Here is a 17,157-nt window from a genome sequence, read left to right on the forward strand (position 1 = left end):
ACATGCTCTCCAGCGAGTTCTCATATTGTGCGCCTACCTACTGATTATTGCCATACAATTTAAGTCTATCGTGACAGCGTTTGAGATAAATATTTGCCACACTATCATCAGGATTTTGCCGCAGACATTCCTCGAACCCCTCTATCGCTTCCCTGTAGGCGTTGAGGTTGTAGTATGAACAGGCTTCGATGTAGGTTTGTAGGGTGGCTATCTTCTGGGCTTTGATACTAGGCAAATCAGCATCAAATACTTCATAAACCGTTACTAATTCCGATTTACCTTTAACTTTCACTTGATCAACCTGGCGAATCGCATAATCTGTCGGCTGTTGCAGGCGAGAAAATGTATGCTGGGAGATTAACAACGATACGCCATACTCTTTCGTCAGACTTTCAATCCGAGAGGCTAAATTCACTGCATCGCTAATCACGGTTCCATCCATCCGATTTTGTCCGCCAACTGTTCCTAGCATCAAATATCCGGTATTAATTCCAATTCCGTTTTGAATCGGTACATAGCCAGACTTAACCCGATGTTCGTTATAGTAAGCAAGGCATTGCAACATGGCAATTCCGGCTTTTACGGCATTATCGGCTTCACCGCTAAACAGCGCCATAATCGCATCACCAATATATTTATCAATAAACCCCTGATGTTTAGTAATTGCAGGTTCCATGCGGCTAAGGTAGGAGTTGATAAACTTGAAATTATCCTCTGGGGTCATCTTTTCGGAGAGACTGGTGAATCCGCGAATATCGGAAAATAGTACCGACATTTCTAGCTGCACCTGATCCCCTAATTCCACATCAACAATACTGTTTTTCTCTAAAAACTGGAGGAATTGGCGCGGTACAAATCGCTGATAGGCTTGGTTGAGTTGAGCAAGTCTATTTTCATTTTTACGAACTTCTGTAAACAGTTTTGAATTTTGAATCGAGATAGCCGCTTGTCCTGATAAAAGTTTTAATAGTTCCACTCGTTCAGACGTAAACACTCCCGTTGTTGAATTGTTTTCTAAGTAAACAATACTAACCAGTTGACCTTGATTGATCAGGGGAACGCACAGAATTGACTTCGGCTGATTGTTTTGAATATAAGCATCACGGGTAAAGTTGCCTTCACGGGTTGCATCATTTAATACCACACTGTCTTTTGTTCTGGCGACATAATTTACAATGGCTGGTGAGACAACTTGAGAGTTCGCTACAGGGATTGATTGCAACAGGGTTACTTGCTCTGAATCAATATTTCCTGCCGCTTCAATCAGTAGTTGTCCCTGATATTCTAAAATTAAATAGCCTTTTTGCGCTCCAGCATTCTCAATCAAAATTTTCATCAAGCTAGATAGTAAATTATCTAAGACAATTTCACCAGAAATTGCCTGTGAAGCCTTGATCACTGAGTTGATGTCTAGATGTGATGTTGAACGACTGCCCGTTTGAGTCGTAACAGTTTGATTATCTTTAATTTCTGATTGATTAATAGATAATAACTGAGGATATCGTGTTTCTAAGTGTTGAACCTTAGCCTTTGCGCCCCATCGCCGATACCAGTAACGCGCCTCTTGCATATAAGCTCTAGCGGTTAGTTCTTTTCCTTGAGATAGATAGAACTTGGCGGCAAGTTCGTAAGCGAGGGCAGCTTCATTAATATAGTCGTTTTCTTTGGCGAGAGCAATGGCGCGATCATAGTAGTCTATTGCTCTTATATCTTTTTTAAGAACACGGTGTCGTTCTGCTTCTACAAGATAAAACTTGTGTAAGTGGTTAATCGGTGAATGGCTTGCCCATGTCTTCATTTTGCTTTGGTTAAAATAAACTGTTTTTAATAAAAAACGTTGCTCCTTTAAGTTATCAGTTTGATAATACAATGCAAGACAAACCAAAGAATCATAGAAATGAAGATAAGAATTTAAAGCAGATATAATTCCTTGATCTAGACTGTTTTTAGCCATGGTTGCGTTTTTCAGCGCTTCCTGATAGTTACCGAACATATAACAAAGAATTACTTTACTAATGTATATGGCACGTAAAGATGGCATAGCATTAGATTGAATTAACACTGGAAGACTAATCCGCTCATCCCAGACACTACCAATTAAATAACAAGGATTTTTACCCTTATCTAATAAATTCAGAACAGCTTGGTGAATTGCTGATTGTACACTCTGAACGTGTTTTTGCTGTAATTTGTTGATAACTTCTCTATAAACGGCAATGTCAAGTTCTAACTGTACTAATTCTTTGCCAATGAGATAACCGTAAATGCTATAGAGGTGAACGGCATAAGTCGCAAATTCTAAATCTCCAGTGTCCATGCCGCTTTTATAAGCTTCCAACAAAAATAGCAATGTTTTGTTTGCCGGTTCTTTCCAATAGCTGATGAAGGCATTAACCATAACAAGTGTTTTTGATTTAAGTTCAATAGCATTAAGCTTATTAGATAAGCTTAATGCTAATTGACCAAATTTATAACCTGCATTAATATCTTTGCCGATACCACACAGAATTGCACCATAGGCGGCGTATGCATGAATAGATTCTTTGCTGTTGCCGTATTTTATGGATAAAATTACTTTATTAAAAATAATCAATAGCAGGAGTTTTGGTGAAACCCAAAAGGCAGAAGACTCTAGCGTCAATAAAATACGCATTGTTGCAAGTTTATAAGGATTAATCATTGGTGGCAATTGTGACAAATTGCTAATTCCTTTTGTCGTAATAACTAATTTGGTATAAATTAGTTTAACTAAAAGACTTATTTTATTTGCATTTAACGGTAATTTAACGTTTAATAGGCTTAAAAAATTTAGTCCAGTATCAATAGCTTGCTTTATGTCGTTTTGGGCAATTAATGCAAGGATTTTAAATTCAATTATTTTTGCTTTATCGAGATTATTTTTGATTTTTATCGTCACAATTCCAGTTAGGCTATTTAGCTGCCGAAAATCGCCAGTTAAATAGGCGGCTTCAATCGCTTCTTCGTATAAAAATAGATTCAATTCATACTGTGCATAAAAATCATTATTTTTGAGTAAGTTTATTCCATTTTTTAGATAATTCAAAGCAGATTGATACGCAGCGGAAACCTTCGCTTTTTTTCCAGCTAATAGATTCAATTGAGCCAGTTCATTTCGTTCTGACTGATTTGATATAAGTTCCTTGCCAAGATTCAGTTGATTGACAATATCAAAGAGTTTCTCTTCTCGCCTTTCTTTCGGAGTGTTTTGCAGCAGTAGTTGTCCAATTTGCTGATGAATGACTGGCTTGTGTTCTTCGGAAATTAACGAATAAGCCGCTTGCTGAATTCTGTCATGGATAAACTTATATTCAGGTAATTTGTAATTAGCAGATTCACCCTTGATGAGGGCTAATTCTACATCCTCCCGACTTCCCAAAGGTACAATCAAAGTCGAAGCAACGGCTCCATGTAATTCGTTGGCTGTATCTCGCAGCGATTTTTCACAACAGATTGCTAGGGTTTTGAGAGCAAACTGATTACCAATACAAGCCGCTACCTTTAAGATGTGTTGTGTACTTTCTGGCAGCTTTTGAATTTTATTCGCCATCAGATCAACAACATTGTCTGTGAATCCTAGGGAGTTAATTTTTTCTAAATCCCATTGCCATTGTCCTTTCATGTCTCCATCACTCTGGGTCGAATAGGTAAACTCTAATAACCCTTCTGTATAAAGTGATGTGAGAAACTCATTCATAAAGAAGGGATTTCCGCCTGTTTTACAATTCACCAATTCAGCTAGCGATTTCGCCCTATCTTCAGAGCAATTTAGGGCATCACGAATAAGTTGATTTACAGTCGGTAAATCTAGGGGAGACAAAGAAATCTGATTAACAATTGACCCCGCTTTTGTAATCTCCTCCAACATTAGCATTAACGGATGCCCTGGGAATATTTCATTGTCTCGATACGCGCCAACTAAAAATAGTCCAGGTGATGCAGCCGACATTAACACTTGGATGAGTTTTAAAGACGCACCATCTGCCCATTGCAAATCGTCTAGAAATAAAGCGAGAGGATGGGATGTATTGGTAAAAACGTTGATGAAGTTCTGAAAGACTAAATTAAATCGATTTTGTGCTTCTGTCGCCCCTAATTCTGGTATTTCAGGTTGTTTGCCGATAATCCATTCAACCTCTGGAATGACATCAATAATAACTTGTCCATTGACGCGCAAAGCCGCTAATATTTTCTCGCGCCATTCTTGAAGCTTTACTTCCGGTTCAGTTAACAGTTGTTTGACTAATTCCTGAAATGCATTAACGATCGCACTGTAGGGAATGTCGCGCTGATACTGGTCAAATTTACCGGAAATGAAATACCCACGTTTCTGGGTAACGGGTTTATAGAGTTCCTGTACGAGAGCAGATTTGCCAATTCCTGAATAGCCGAAAACCAGCATCACTTCACTGCGTTCTGATACCCGCTCAAAGGCACTAATTAACTGTTCAATTTCGCTTTCTCTCCCGTAAAGCTTCTGAGGAATTTGAAATTTATCGGGACTATCGTGACAAGCGAGGGGGAAGTTGGAGATAGTACCTTTTTCGTGAAGTTGTCTCTGGCATTCTTCTAAATCCGCTTTGATTCCCAAGGCGCTTTGATATCGATCCTCAGCGGTTTTTGCCATTAATTTCATGACAATTTCCGAGAGAATTGGGGGTAAGGGTGCAGGTTGGTTTAAGGGCGCACGTCGGTTTAAGGGCGCACGTCGGTGCGCCCCTACGAGTTTGTGAGGAGGTATCGGTTGTTTGGCTAGATGACAATGGACTAACTCCAAGACATCCGTGGTTTCAAAGGGGAGTTTTCCGGTTAGCAGTTCATAAAAGGTAACGCCAAGGGAATAGAAATCGGTACGATAATCGAGGGAACGATTCATTCTCCCGGTTTGTTCCGGTGACATATAGGCTAATGTCCCTTCTAACACATTGGGATTTTTTAGGATTGGGGTTTCTCGCGATAAGACTGTAGAAATGCCAAAATCAATCAGTTTTAACTGTTGCGTGTTAGGGTTGTAAACAATATTGGCTGGGTTGATATCTTTGTGAATAATATTAGCGGCGTGGATTTGGGCTAAACTTGTAGTTGTCGCGATCGCAATCTGTAAAAAGTCCTCTAGGGTGAAGGAATCCTGATTCATCCACTGTCTGAGAGACTCACCCCCAAAGTCTTCAAAGACAATGACTAAGGTATTTTGATAGGGTTCCAGACTCAAGGAACGACATACCCCTTCTAAATTAAGGTGGTGAGTCAAGTCATACTCTTGCCGATAGCGGACTAATTCTTCTGGTGTCGGATAATCTTGTTTGAGGAGTTTGAGGATAACGGGTTGACTATCTTGAGTGCGGATAGCGCGGTAGACGAGGGAATTGGCGCTTTCATAAATTTGCGCCCGGATTTGATAGCCAGGGAGAACCAGCATAGGAGGTAACGACGGCTAAAGAAGATTAAGAACAATAATTAATTTCCTTTTTTTAGCACGATTCAGGGTTTTGGGAGTCAATTTATGCGATTTAGTTTAAAAATATTCATCATTATTAACTGAGCCATAGAACTGACTGTGTACAGATGTTGCGGCATCACGTCTCTACTGACTTCTTCCTCACTACGAACTGTTATTACTGAACTGTGGAGTAATTGAAATTGATCCTAAAATTCCTGAAAAATGGTAACACAAGCTACTAAATTATCCCTTTTAGGATGCATGGTATGCTCCTTAAGGTTGGTGGGCACTGCCCACCCTACTGGACTGACACAGCTAAAATGGTGGATTAGATTTTACCATTGAATCGGGCGCAAGTCTTTGCGCCCCTACTTTCCGGGCGTAAGGTTAATCCATCAATTTAGGTGTGCCACGCCACTACGATATATCAAGTTTTGGCGATCCCAAAATGCTGAGCTGATTTGAGTACCATTCCTTTTCAGATAAAGAGCGGGTTTTCGTGGAACGGTTATCGGTAGATAGACAAAAGGTAACGGCTTGCACCCACCTCTATAACTCTGCTTTCAGACGCGCCCTGATTCCCTGTACAGTATCAGAGGTAGCCTCAACCTCTGTCTATGCTCAATTCCCTTTTCTCATTCAAAACCAATCAATGTCCTTACCGCCCTCGGTTTACCCCCAAACAACTGCTGCTGCTGTTGCTGTTGTTACTTGAAGCGCAATTCGTCACTCAACCCACCCCAGTCACGGCTCAAACGGATGCGCCGACAACGGTTGAATCCTCCCCGGATACAGCGCCGACAATTTGTCCGGCTGATCTCAAAGCTTCCATCGACGCGATCGCCAATCGTCCCGAATTTGATTATGCCCGTTGGGGTATCCTGATCCAACCCCTATTCTCAGACACACCCCTATATAGTCGTGAACGCGATCGCTATTTTATCCCCGCCTCTAATCTCAAACTATTCACCACCGCCGCCGCTTTATCCCAACTCGGTGCTGATTTTCGCATTCGTACCTCTGTTTATGGCATCCCTTCAGATGACACAATCACCCAATTACGAGTCGTTGGGCGAGGTGATCCCAGTTTAAATACGGATCAGTTAAAAGACTTAGCCCAACAGCTTCGGCGTCAGGGAATTCGGCGGGTGGATCAACTGATTGTCGAAGATCGTTATTTTAGTGAACCCAAGGTTAACCCAACCTGGGAATGGTCAGATATTCAATTTTATTATGGGACTGCCGTCAATAGTTTAATTCTCAATGAAAATGCGGTATTACTAACCCTAACTCCCCAAACGGTAGGACAACCCTTAACCGTGACTTGGGCTGATCCTATTGCGGCAAAACAATGGCAGATTGAAAATAAAACCGTTACCACTGACGCCGAACCAGCGGAATCAATTAATATTTCTGGAGTGCTAGGTAAACCATTATTACGAATACGCGGTCAATTAGCGGCGGATGCAGGATTATGGTTAACGGCGGTGGCAATTCCTGATCCGGCGGACTATTTTCTCCAGCATTTCCGTCGGGCGTTAGCGGATTCTGGAATTCAGGTTGAACGAGGGTTGGTGACGACTGAACCGAATTTTCAAGAAGACACTGAATTAGCGGCGGTAGACTCTCCTCCCCTGAGTGAACTGATCAGCGAAACCAATCAAAACAGTAATAATCTATATGCAGAAGCCTTATTGCGATCGCTAGGTGTGACTGACAAAGAGGCGGATGAGTCAACGGCTAAAGCTGGACGGGAACAGATTAGAGCGAGTTTAGCAGAATTAGGGGTTGAACCGGAATCCTACGTTCTTGCTGATGGTTCAGGGTTGTCTCGCCACAATCTAGTAAGTCCCACGGCTATTGTACAAACCCTACAGGCGATCGCCCGAACTCCGATGGCACAATCCTATCGCGATTCCTTAGCCGTGGCTGGGGTAGAAGGAACACTACAACAGCGCTTTCAGAATACCCCAGCCCAAGGTCGAGTGTATGCCAAAACGGGAACTATGACGGGCGTGTCAGCACTTTCGGGGTATGTAGACGTTCCCGATTATCAGCCGTTGGTGTTTAGTATTATGGTGAATCAATCCAATCAATCAGTGAGTACAATCCGTGAAGCAATTGATGAAATTGTGGTTTTGCTGACGCGGCTACGTTCTTGTTAAAAGAGGGAACAGGGAACAGGGAACAGGGAACAGGGGATTCTAGTGTTATACCAAATCCGGGGAACGCTACCGCCGTTATAACCCAGTCCGCGTAGGCGGACTTTGTTTGTGTAGCAGCGATTTTAATCGCCTTGGCAAAAGGGGGTTACGTTAGAATTTGGCTAACCGACTGGTGGCGTAGAGATCATGATATTCGGTATAAAACTTGCCACTTCTAACTTCTCGACGTATAGGTTTACCCGTCCAAATTTCCACAGATATCCAATCGCCGCTTTGTTTAAGTTGAAAACCGTCCTCAACGGTTATCAGATCATCAAAAATAATTGACCAGTGGGGGGGTGAAATTTCCCAGGCTTGAGGTGGAATAATTCCGTCTTGTTTGCGATTTCGATCATAAATCGGGATAATCGTTTGGGGATTGAACCGAACCTGCGTCACAATTGGATTAACACAACGACCTTCACGAGTCACAAACTCCAGAACCGCATCCCAGTCATAGATGGGTTGACAGTCTCCGACTCCAAACTCATCTTCTGGCACACAGATAGCGCCCATTAACCAGGTTAACTTGGATAGAATCCGATTGACACGCGGGCGATCGCACTCTAGCAAATTAAGTTCTACAGGGCTAAACTCGCGTAGTCTAGGCGTCCACTTGGGTGTCCATAATTCAAATGATAAGGTTGGATCGATAGGGACACGGGTCAGAGTCAAGTTGGGAGTGGCAAGTCTTGGTTGCAACGCTTGGAGGAATTCAGACTGGATATACTCTGACATCCCTCGGCTTTGTACACTAAACATAGCAGTTTGAAACATAGTAGTTGAGTTAAGAACCTCTGTATCGACTCAGCCAAACATGGTAGAACCATCCTGATCAAGGTTAGGCTTAAACCTGATCATCCGTTACCCCTCTACAGACTTAATTTGACCTTAATTTTCTATCAGAATTTTAATATCGAAGATTTGGCGATAGCCCTAAGTGATCAATACTTAAAGTCATCAGTGATTCTTTTTGTTTAAAAATGTAATACAAATCACAGACAACAGTCATGGGTCATTTATATAGCTGAAGTTCCCCCCGTCCAGATGTATAGCAGTAGATACATCGATTAGGACAAACGAACTATTGTAGAGACGCGCCATGGCGCGTCTCTACTACCAAATGATGTGTCCTAACCGCTATGGCGATTGCTATACTACACGGGGTAGATGTGTTAGCCTAAGTTGGAGGGTCGATCCTCTGGCTTAGGTTGAATAGCACTGAAATAAGCACAATCACAAAAGCTTATATCTATTGAGCGCTTCTTTGGCTAAATCATGAACAAAATTCAAGGTGTGTTCAGCTTCAAAGTTATTGTTATCGCCTTTTTCTCGATTACATTTCCAACATATAATCTGAAGGTTGCTTGACTCAAACAGCAATTCAGGACATCGAGCTTTATTAACTCTGTGATCTAATGTAACGTAATGAGGATGAAAGTAAAAGTTTCCTGCCTTGTTTATACAATCTACCCCATTCGCATCTTGATATTGATAGCCTCTTTTGATCGCTTCTTGGTGAGATTGTGTGCTGTGTGAGAACTTCCCATGTACCATCTTCTTCCCACAGAAGGGACAAGGCTTCTGATTAAACTTTTGTCTATACTCGTTTGGGCTAATCGACCCATACCTCGGATGATTAATTAGCTTTTGGTTTGCACCATATTTCCAAATATCGTTAATATCTGAACTTCTGTAAAGAGTCTTTAGGGCATTCTTATTCATATCTGGCACTGTTTTTACAAGAGTTGATACTTAGCAAGGGCTTTGTTAGCTAGTTGTTTAACCTCTTTGTAGTTTTCATCAAGAGTCTCTAGGGCTTCAGATGCAATGTCTTGCGATTGTTCAGCTTCTAGAATCGAGTGCTTGATAGCCCCACTTAAATCGCCTTTACGCAACTTGTGATCAAAAAGACTCAACTCTTGGAATGAGGTTTGCAATAGACTCCACGACTTCTGAACATGATTCCAACCAATATTACGATACCCTTTAGATCGCAGTTCCTTTTGTTTTGCTCGCTCTAGTTTAGAGAAAGATTCTGTATTTCTTTTTTGCCAATCTCGATAACTTAATCCATCAACACTATTCATAATTATCTACCCATTGAAATCAACGTCTCGTTTATCCTTTTCCACTCTGCAACACCATGATTGTTACGGATGTACTCTTCAATCCTAGATAACTGTCCTTTTAGAGTATCAATTCTTTTTTCCAAAATTTTTATTTTATCGGCTGACTCCTGCGTGGATGCCAACGTCATCTGATCCATGTCGGAAATAGTTTGACGCATATCGGAAACCATGGTGTTGTAGTCTTCCTTATGTACCAAATCTCTCTCTAAAAGAGTTTCCTTACGATCAGAGCGGTTCTGGGAAAGGGCGTTGATTAACCACCTTCCCACTGAAACAATCTCAGAGTTTTGGGGGTCAAGGAAAGACTTTAACTTATCATTTGCCTCTCGGGTTTTTTGGGCTTGACAGTACCTGTTGTAAGTATTGGCAGATTTTACCAGTTCCAACACGTCCAAGTGTTGAGCCGCTTGGCTAATTTGCTCATCAGTCATTTTCTTTTGTAAGGCATATTGGGCAACCCCTGAAGCCCGACTGATCCGCTGAATTAACCGATTGCGTTCTTGTTTGTTCATCTACTGTACCCTGTTAATTTAACAATGAAGAACTGTGTATTTGTTAATACTCTTGTAAGAATCTCTAGGATAAGAGAGTTTCTAAGTATTATTTAACTTTGATAAAACTCAACGTTTAGGCGTGAGCAACATCCGTGTTGGCGACACCATGGGATGCGTAATAAAATCAACAATGTCCAAAACGGCGATCGCGCCCAGAAGTGTTTCACGTTTGAATTCTCGGGTTATGGTTGTACTTTATGCTTCTTTCTCCAGTATTCCCTCTCTATCAGAAAAAAACTTAGCGATCGCCAAAATTTCACAAAAATTTTACTCAACCTTTATACTACGGTCACTTGAGGCGATTTTGCTTACAGCAGATTTGGTGGTTGATGATGTACAGTCTCTAAGCAAGATCCCCGACTTCTTCAAGAAGTCGGGGATCTGTCTGTGTACCTCAGTTATCAGTTTTTTTGTCAACCTTGAGCGGCAAAACCTAGCCCAAAAAGAATTTGTGGAAACTCTCTACCACCCTCTCCTAATAACCCGCCTCTTCCTCATATTCTGGGGTTTTAGTCTTTTCGGGAATGTTAACAGGCGGTGCTTGATAGGGTTCGCGCTCTACAGTATCTTCCCAAGCATCCCCTTCTACCTCATAATTCGCGTACTCATCTTTGTGCGGCGGCTCATAAGGTTCAGGTTCAGCATAAAGGGGTTCTTCATACCGACGCGCTGATTGCGAGGAATCTTCCCATTCATCTCCCCAATTATCCTCTTCTAGTTGGGCTTCGGCATAAATTGGCTCTGCCCGTTGTTGGCGTATCGGTTCACGTATCGGTTCCGGTTCCGGTTCTTGCCAATCCTCATCCCACCGTTCCTCGACTGGCGTAGCTGTCTGGATGGGTTGAGAAATCGGGGTGCGAACGGGAATTCCTGTCCCTAATTGATTTTCCGGGCGGGTAGTGGGGGCGTAGTAGCCTTCCTCTTCTTCTCGTTCCCAAGGCGGATTTCCCACGCCCATACGCTCTAGAATACCGACGGTGAGCTGAATTAGCCGTTCTTGAGCGCCTTCAAAGACGATGAGACGGTCTGGACCACTGCTGACAATTTCCTCAATTGGTAATTCATAGGTACTAATCACCTGATCCGGGATTTGGGGTAAGCCCAAGGAGGCAATAATCAGAGACCCCACCTTGCCATCTTCTACGCTAAACTTGAATCCTCGAACCCGACCTAAGAGTTCCCCGGTTTCGGTAATCACTTCGCTATTGATCAGCGTACTGTAGGCGTCAACATCAACATCCTCAATCACATCCTCATCCTCAACCAGGATGACATCACCCACCTGTTGAATGCTACTGAGGAGCATATACTGTGGCATTCCAGCCAGCGAGAGCAGGTTGTCTCGTAACCCTAACGCCACAACTTCGCGCCGATCAATATCTACTAGCAGCTCCTTGACGACTCCGAGGCGCTTCCCGTTGTTCCGAGTAATCACCTGAGTGTTTAAAAAATCGGAGCGTTGACGAATTAGTTCAGTTGTCATTATGTCTTGCAATCCTGAATCTCGACTCCTGCTGGAATGGTTATCAATAAATAGTATCAAGGTCTAATAATCACATATAATCCACATCAGTCCCCTTTGGCAGACCCTAATTTCAATCCGAGGACTTGAGTATACGCTCCTCTAGCTTGGGTAACACCAATGGTGCGCTCGGCGGATTCAATCATAGGTCGGCGCAAACTAACAACGATAAACTGGGCAAGTTTAGCCTGTTGTTTGATCATTCTAGCTAATCGCTCGACATTTGCCCCATCGAGAAACATATCAACTTCGTCAAAAGCATAAAATGGTGACGGTCGATACCGTTGTAGGGCGAAAATAAAACTCAGGGCGGTGAGAGATTTTTCGCCGCCGGACATTGATGCCAATCGTTGGACTGGCTTGCCTTTGGGGTGAGCCACCAAGTTCAGTCCGCCGTTAAAGGGATCGTCGGCGTCATCCAGTTGCAGATGCCCGTCGCCCTCAGAGAGTTCGGCAAAAATGGCTTGGAAGTTTTGATTAATCGCGTCAAAGGATTCTTTGAATGCTCTCAATCGTAGGGTGGTAAAGTTTTCAATTCGCAGCAATAGCTCAGTTCGCTCCGCTTCCAGGGTTGCCAGTTTTTCCGACAGTTCCCGTAGGCGGGCTTGGGTATGATCGTATTCCTCCAAGGCTAACATATTCACGGGTTCCATTGCCTCAAGTCGTTTTTGACCATTACGGATATCCCGCTGCAGCTTCTCCAATTGAACGGTGATTTGGGCAATTGTGTAGGGGCGGGTTTCACGACTCTCGTTTTCTTGGCTCCCAGATGGAACTAAACCCGCCTCGCCATCCTGTTGATTACCAGCCTCATCTTCCAGAGGTTCCGCCGGAGTCAGACGTTCCACCGGAACGTCTCTACTATCTGCCTTATCTCCCTCATCTCCTGTCTTTACCATCAGGGGAACCTCTGGCAACGGATCAGGTAATTCAGCCTGTTGAATGTCCAGTTGAGTTTTTAGGGTAGCCAGTTTTTCCTGCCTTGTCACTTGGGTTTCCTGGAGTTTTTGCCGTTGCCAAGATAGCTTTTGCTGGTTTAGGTGCTGGTTTCTGAGGATAGCCTCGACGCGATCGCGTTCTTGTTTGGCTTCCCCTAACCGTTGTTCTAGCTGGGTTAATCGGGCTTGGGTTTGTCCAATTTGAGCATCAATTGCCTGAAGCTGACGATTAATCTCGGTTTGCTGGTCTTGGATTGATTGGTGTTGGGTTTGATATTCGGCAATCCGTTGATAACTCGTCGCCAGCTTCTCGTTCGTGCGCTGATGCTGATTCTCTAAGGCTTGCAGTTGTCTTTCCGCCTCTCGCAATGCCTGTTCGCGATCGCCTAATACAGCTTCCTGGGTTTTAATTTGACTCTGAATCTGTTGCCATTCCTGGGGAGTTTGCTCGGCTTCCAGTTGCGCTAGTTGTTGGCGTAAGGCTTGCAGTTGACTTTCTTGGGCGGGAAGTGCCTGATTTAACTGCTGCAACCGTTCCGTCGCCGTCTGGACTTCCTGGGTATTCTTGGCAAGGAGCGATCGCACTTGGGTTTGTTGTTCCGTTAGCGCCTGGATGTCTTTGCGGGATTGTTCTAAGCGTAATTGGGTCTGGGAGCGGGTTTCCCTGGCATCTGTCAGGGTTTGGGTCAATTGTTTTGCCGTGGCTGATTCCCGTTCCAGCCATTCGTCACAGCGCTTTAACATGGCTTCAATATCTTGGAGACGAGATCTCAACGCTATCATTTCCGCAGATTCACTGGTATCACTGATACCAAAATGTAATCCAGACCGATAACTACTACTTCCTCCCGTCATCGCCCCACTACTTTCTAACAGTTCTCCGTCCAATGTGACAATTCGGCATTGACCCAAATAGGGACGCGCTGTATTCAGGGTTTCAAAGACTACCGTTGAACCAAACACATAGGCAAAAATGGTTTGGTATCGAGGCTCACAATCAATTAAATGTACGGCGTAGTCAATAAACCCTTGAGCATGACGCAGCGCTACAATTGGCGAAAATCGAGGCGGTTTAATTTTATTTAAGGGTAAAAATGTCGCTCTCCCCGCACGTTTTTGTTTGAGCAGTTCGATCCCCACTGCGGCTACTGCATCATCTTCGACCACGACATGCCCCAAACGCCCACCTGCGGCTGTTTCCAAGGCAAGTTGGTAGTGGGGTTCAACGCGACCCAGTTGGGCGACTAAGCCATGAACGCCAGGGATATCCGCCTGAAGAACAATTTTAGTCGCATAAGTGCCTTGGGCTTCTTGCTGTGCCTGGGCTTGGGCTTCTAATTTATCCAGTTGACGCTGTTTATCCCGTTGTTCGGACAGGAGGCGGGTTTGGGTTTGCCGTTGGGTTTGTAACTCTTGTTCCGTAGCGGCTAAGGTTTGGGCAAGGGTTTGAATCTGTTGCGAGACGGCGTTTAATTGCCCCTCTAATTCCGCCGCTTGGGTTTGTTTGCTGGCAAGTTCGGGGGCGATGCGTTCTAATAGTTGGGTTTGTTCGTTAATTTGGCGGCTGAGTTGATTATGCCGTTCTTGGAGTTGGGCTTGTTCGGTGCGCTGGGGATTCAGGGTTTGCAGTCGAGTTTCAATGTGGCGGGTGAGGGTGTTTTGCTGCTGTACCCAAGCCTCTGACGCTGAGGCGATCGCATCCGCTTGTTCTCGGCTAGCATTCAGGGCGGTTTGAGCCGCCTCCCGTTCTTGGCGGCGTGAGGCGATAATTTGGGTGTCGAGATGGTGGCGTTCAGCCTGAAGCTGTTGCAGGCGTTGTTCCTGGTGCTGAATCTCTGTCTGGGTGGTTTGTTGGTGCGCCTCTGTATCCGTCAGGTTTTGGGTCAGTTCCTGGTGGCGGCGTTGTAACTGGCGGCGTTCGGCGTCTTGGCTGGCTAGGGTAGCGGCGACGGCGACTTGTTCTTCTTCACCCAAGGCTTTGACACGGGCGTTGAGGGTTTCGAGTTGTTCCGTTCCTTGACGAATCTCGGATTCTATGGTATGCAATTGCTGGGTTAACTGGCGTTCATCCTGTTCTCCTTTCTCCATCAGAGACATCAGATGCGCCACCTGTTGTTGAAGCGATCGCCATTTGAGGACGAGTTCCCACTGTTGTTTTTCCTGAAGTTCCGCCCGTAGCTTTTTGTATTTCTCTGCTTTAATCCGATCCGCCGCCAAGCGATCGCGTTGCGTGATCAGTTCTTGTTCAATAATCCGACAGCGATCTTCCCGTTCTTTAACTTCATTCAGGGTATCTTTCGTCTGGGTAATTTTGCGGTCAAAGGCGGCGACTCCGGCTAATTCATCAATAATCTGCCGTCGTTCCCGTGAGTTCATGGAGATGATCCCGGTGACATCCCCTTGTAACACCACATTATAGCCTTCGGGATAGACTCGCAGGCGGTTGAGCTGTTCGTGCAGTTGAGTCAGCGTGCAGGATTCACCGTTAATATAGTAAGTTGAGGTGTAGGTGTTTTGCTTAGTCACCCGCAGCCGCCGTGTCACACTCCATTCTGTTGATTGGGGAGTTGAGGGTTGGGAGTTGGGATTGTCTTCCTCTGATTCTTCTGTTTCCTCTTCCTCGGCTTCCTCGTCTGCATCTGATTCGGAGTTTTCCGGTATCTCTTCTACCCCTAGAATATCGGGTGCGTCAGATAGGTCAAATGTCACCGTAACCCTGGCTTCAACCGTACTCCGTCGCTCTTTATTATGATTAACCAGATCAGGTAGACGTTCAGCCCGCATTCCCTTGGAACTGGATAGCCCTAGACAAAACAGGAGAGCATCAAGGATATTGGATTTTCCTGACCCATTAGGTCCGGAAACCACAGTAAATCCGGGCAGCATCGGAATTTGAGTCGTGCCGCCAAAGGATTTAAAATTAGTGAGTTCCAGGCGCTTAACATGCACCATAGGCATAAACTACCCAGACCTGCTATCGCAGAGGTCTGGGTTTTCAGTAGCCCTGAAATCATCGAACAAGCCAAGTTGAACATACTCAACAGTTTGACTTAACTTGCACGACAACCCCGTGCCTCCAGGCTGGTTTATAGACAGCCCCACAAGTGCAATATTATTGGCTCCATTAAAGTCGGCATCCCCATGCACCGACTGGATATGCAAGCCGTCCCACTTTTTGTCCTCTGAGGTAACAGCAATGTCGCGACGCCCTAAATCGATACCAATCACCTTATCGGTATTTTGGGGATCGGGAGAGGTGTTCTTAATCTGAATATGCAGGTAGAACTGACCGTCGCGGTGTTTGCATAGTTGTGCTGAGGTCGGCTTCCTCCCTTTGAGTTTCCCTTTTTGATAGTTACCTGGTTTTAACTTAACTCGCTCTCTACCGTGAACTGTGGAAAGGCTTACCGTCCAGTCGTGTTCACGAAGTCGAAACAAGTCCTTGTCACAATCGATACGGCTTGGTATAAAGCCTTTAACCGGCTTACCCTTTGAACAGGCAACCTTTCGGTTAGCCGCTACTCTTGCACAAGCTCTGACTGCCATATTGGCTACCAAATTGAATTGGTTTTTAATGGTTTGATAAGTCAAAGATTGGATAGCAATTTTGTTAGTCAGTTTTGGAGCTGTATGTTCGTTCACGTAGTTGCAAGCATCCGCAAACGCCTGAAGGGTTGCCTCTAAGAAGGCCACCTGTTCAGGGGAGGGTTGAAGCTTTATGACTATCGTGAGGACTTGTTTCATGGCTACCATTGTACCACCCACCGGGAAATAACTGGAAATACTTCGGGCGTTTAGCCGAAGTATTTCCCGCTCTCCCCCTACGGAACCTACCTCCACTTCGTGAAGGTTGAAGCAAGATTCCCCTCGCGATTTAGGTGGTACGAGTGTATCAAAATAATAATGTTGATCAGATTAACAGATATTCTCGTGTTCCAGAGAGCGCGATAGGATAAAACAAGATCAACCCTAGGATGGTGGAATGAACAGGATGATTGTGTCCACAGGACTTGAAAGCTGTTGCTTTTGGGTTAATTGTTGTAGGGGTTGTGCCATCTGCTGCTTCCTTCGGTTTGATTGAGTGGTGCGTGAGACTCACTGAGCGATAAATGCTAGCCTGATCTGGAGAGTTTTAATCCATACCTGATCAATACCAACGGTTGCCCCGCATTGAGTTCACACAATGTAATCGTTAAGCCAGGAGAACACATTTTTAGAGGCTTGTGATCCAAAACACGTTCAAGGTAGATCCGAGTCTCATCAAGGGCGTACTCTGGGTCAAAATACGGATGTGACTGTCTTGTAAGCAACACAGGAGGGGGATCACTTCTATTTCAGGATAGAAATGA

Annotated in this window: 8 protein-coding genes; 1 reads left to right on the forward strand and 7 read right to left on the reverse strand. The window is 44.4% G+C overall.

The genetic code is table 11. The annotated features are described in order from the left end of the window. Positions 1-37: 37 nt before the first annotated feature. Entirely contained in the window at positions 38-5,437 is a 5,400-nt protein-coding gene (locus RIE73_RS06075) for an AAA family ATPase (RefSeq protein ID WP_446400342.1), read from the reverse strand. Between the two features lie 638 nt (positions 5,438-6,075). Between RIE73_RS06075 and dacB the strand changes: the two genes are divergently transcribed. After that, complete coding sequence (gene dacB / locus RIE73_RS06080; RefSeq protein WP_446400343.1) at positions 6,076-7,623, forward strand: D-alanyl-D-alanine carboxypeptidase/D-alanyl-D-alanine endopeptidase; 1,548 nt, start codon at positions 6,076-6,078, stop codon at positions 7,621-7,623. Between the two features lie 150 nt (positions 7,624-7,773). Here the strand turns inward: dacB and RIE73_RS06085 are convergent, their stop codons facing one another. From RIE73_RS06085 to RIE73_RS06110, 6 genes are all read right to left on the reverse strand, one after another. Continuing rightward, complete coding sequence (locus RIE73_RS06085; protein WP_446400344.1) at positions 7,774-8,439, reverse strand: hypothetical protein; 666 nt, start codon at positions 8,437-8,439, stop codon at positions 7,774-7,776. Positions 8,440-9,401: 962 nt separating this feature from the next. Next, positions 9,402-9,752 (reverse strand): hypothetical protein, encoded by a 351-nt coding sequence (locus tag RIE73_RS06090; protein WP_446400345.1) that lies wholly within the window; start codon positions 9,750-9,752, stop codon positions 9,402-9,404. A 2-nt stretch (positions 9,753-9,754) separates the two neighbouring features. Continuing rightward, positions 9,755-10,306: a hypothetical protein gene (locus tag RIE73_RS06095; protein WP_446342933.1), complete on the reverse strand. Its 552-nt coding sequence runs from the start codon at positions 10,304-10,306 to the stop codon at positions 9,755-9,757. A gap of 517 nt (positions 10,307-10,823) precedes the next feature. Beyond that, a complete protein-coding gene (locus RIE73_RS06100) occupies positions 10,824-11,831 on the reverse strand; it encodes a PRC-barrel domain-containing protein (protein WP_446400346.1) in 1,008 nt (335 codons plus the stop codon). Between the two features lie 86 nt (positions 11,832-11,917). Further along, positions 11,918-15,760 carry a chromosome segregation protein SMC gene (gene smc, locus RIE73_RS06105; RefSeq protein ID WP_446400394.1) on the reverse strand — a complete coding sequence of 1,281 codons (3,843 nt, stop codon included), beginning with the start codon at positions 15,758-15,760 and terminating at the stop codon, positions 11,918-11,920. Positions 15,761-15,769: 9 nt separating this feature from the next. Then, positions 15,770-16,552, reverse strand: coding sequence for a hypothetical protein (locus tag RIE73_RS06110; RefSeq protein WP_446400347.1), 783 nt, complete (start codon positions 16,550-16,552; stop codon positions 15,770-15,772). Positions 16,553-17,157: the final 605 nt, after the last annotated feature.

This window comes from Coleofasciculus sp. C1-SOL-03, from assembly GCF_040220555.1.
Taxonomy (GTDB): domain Bacteria; phylum Cyanobacteriota; class Cyanobacteriia; order Cyanobacteriales; family Coleofasciculaceae; genus Coleofasciculus.

Bases quoted from the DNA above. Each gene is read 5' to 3' on its own strand.
- dacB (WP_446400343.1), top strand. From the start codon at position 6,076: ATGCTCAATTCCCTTTTCTCATTCAAAACCAATCAATGTCCTTACCGC.
- smc (WP_446400394.1), bottom strand. From the start codon at position 15,760: ATGGTGCATGTTAAGCGCCTGGAACTCACTAATTTTAAATCCTTTGGC.
- RIE73_RS06090 (WP_446400345.1), bottom strand. From the start codon at position 9,752: ATGAATAGTGTTGATGGATTAAGTTATCGAGATTGGCAAAAAAGAAAT.
- RIE73_RS06100 (WP_446400346.1), bottom strand. From the start codon at position 11,831: ATGACAACTGAACTAATTCGTCAACGCTCCGATTTTTTAAACACTCAG.
- RIE73_RS06075 (WP_446400342.1), bottom strand. From the start codon at position 5,437: ATGCTGGTTCTCCCTGGCTATCAAATCCGGGCGCAAATTTATGAAAGC.
- RIE73_RS06110 (WP_446400347.1), bottom strand. From the start codon at position 16,552: ATGAAACAAGTCCTCACGATAGTCATAAAGCTTCAACCCTCCCCTGAA.
- RIE73_RS06095 (WP_446342933.1), bottom strand. From the start codon at position 10,306: ATGAACAAACAAGAACGCAATCGGTTAATTCAGCGGATCAGTCGGGCT.
- RIE73_RS06085 (WP_446400344.1), bottom strand. From the start codon at position 8,439: ATGTTTCAAACTGCTATGTTTAGTGTACAAAGCCGAGGGATGTCAGAG.